The following is a 1,912-nucleotide window of genomic DNA, read 5'->3' on the forward strand; positions in this document are numbered from 1 at the left end:
ATCAAACCAAACTTTCCCTTTGTTATTATTTCTAAAGAGAAGATAGATTTCCATACGTTTAATTGGTTTTGTTGCTGGAATCACAACTGCACTACGATTCCAATCATTTGTACCACTTGGGAATTTCGCTTGATAGTTCGTACCAGTACCATCTTGATAATACACATCTGCCCAAATAGAGTAATCTCTTGAGAGCTTATCTGGTGCGGTATTTTCTACATTTTGAGATTTAGACATTCCTGTTAATGTAATTGTTTCTGCCTTTTGTTGGTTTAAATGTATATGCGCACCGTAGCCTACATCTGAACCACCATATTGGCTGCGTTCTAATACAATAGACGAATCTCCTGTAAAGCTTTCCTCATGGGAAGTATCTTTCGGATCACAACTTGATCCATCTCCGCGAATCCACCCTGGAATACAACCTTTTTCCGTCATATTCTCTACACTACTATTTTCAATTGGGTTAAAGCTTGAAGACACCTCTCCTTTTTCAAGTTGCATCTTATCAAACCATGCAGAACCACTTGAATCCGCTCGATTATAATCAACTTGTAGATAGATTCTAACTTTTTTCGTTTGGCCTGTCGTCTTAAAAGTTACTTGGCGATTCGTCCAATCTTTCTCGCCTTCTATTCTGTTATGACGTGTATCAAACCAATTATTCCCACCATCAAGAGGATTTCCATCTTCTTTTAACAACTGAACATTAAAGAATGCACCAGCATGCGTTAATGCTGTTTTCATCATCCCACTTAATGTATATGTTGTGTTGGGTTCTACTACAATATCCTGAATCGCACTATGGTAGCCCCAACCAGCGTTTTGCGCTTTTACCGTCATTTGTAACGATGAAGCTCCGCCCAATCCACCAGGTGCAAAGATTGCATCTTTTTTCAATGCCCCTTGGCTATTACCTTTTTCTTCTTTCCATCCATTCGTTATATCCATCTCAAAGCTTGGATTTTTAATCAGGTTTTCCCCTGTCCCTAGCTCTCTAGTTGTTTCAATTGGATTTCCAAACTGATCATACTGCATGAAAGATGATGTATTTGCGGCTTGGTCAGTTTCAGACACTTCTGTATTCGCTGCTTTATAAGCAACTGTCGTTTCACGATTTTCATTATCTGTCGCTTTTATAAGCCCGTTGTCTTTATTGTACTCAAACTTTTCTGTTCCCATTTCATCCGTAACAGAAGTTACATTCCCATTACCATCATAGGTCGCTGTTTCTGTTTGATTTTTAGGAGTTGTTGTTTTTACTAAATTATTTGCATTGTATTCATAAGATGTCGTTAAATTCAGACGTCCCACATCTTCAACTGTTTTCACTGGGTTTCCAGCATCGTTATACGTATAAACAGTTTTACGTCCTTTAGGGTTCGTTAACGTAACTTCTTTCGTATCTGTATTATATGCTAATGTCGTAGCTTTTCCTAATGGGTCCGTTACTTTTACTAATCTATTATTCTCGTATGCATATGATGTTTTATATGGTTTTGCATCTGTATGTTGCGGATCATAAATAGATGTTAGTAAACCATTATCATATCCGTATTTATATACTTTTCCTTCTGGTGTTGTAGAAGAAACAAGTAAATCTCCATCATATTTAAATGTAATCGTTTTGCTATCTGGGCCGATTACTCTTGCTGCTTTTTTATTATTCCCATCATATTGTACGACTAACTCTTTACCAGAAGCGTTCTTTACTTTTGATAAACGTGATTCCCCATCATACTCATATGTCGTCGTATTTCCGTATTTATCTTTTGTATACTGGATACGACCTTGTGCATCTCCAGATTTATAGAAAGTAACCGTTTGGTCTTTATCTTTTATTTCATATCCGCCTGATACTTGTTTAATTTCTAAATATATACCAGTAGGAGCTTGATACGCATTATCTCCC

General features: G+C 36.9%; 1 protein-coding gene. It reads right to left on the minus strand.

Annotated elements, in window-relative coordinates:
* The coding region (locus tag MR083_RS26435; RefSeq protein WP_396022322.1) for a carbohydrate binding domain-containing protein at window positions 1-1,912 on the minus strand (1,912 nt) is incomplete at both ends.

The organism is Bacillus cereus group sp. BfR-BA-01408, from assembly GCF_022663305.1.
Taxonomy (GTDB): Bacteria; Bacillota; Bacilli; order Bacillales; family Bacillaceae_G; genus Bacillus_A; species Bacillus_A pacificus.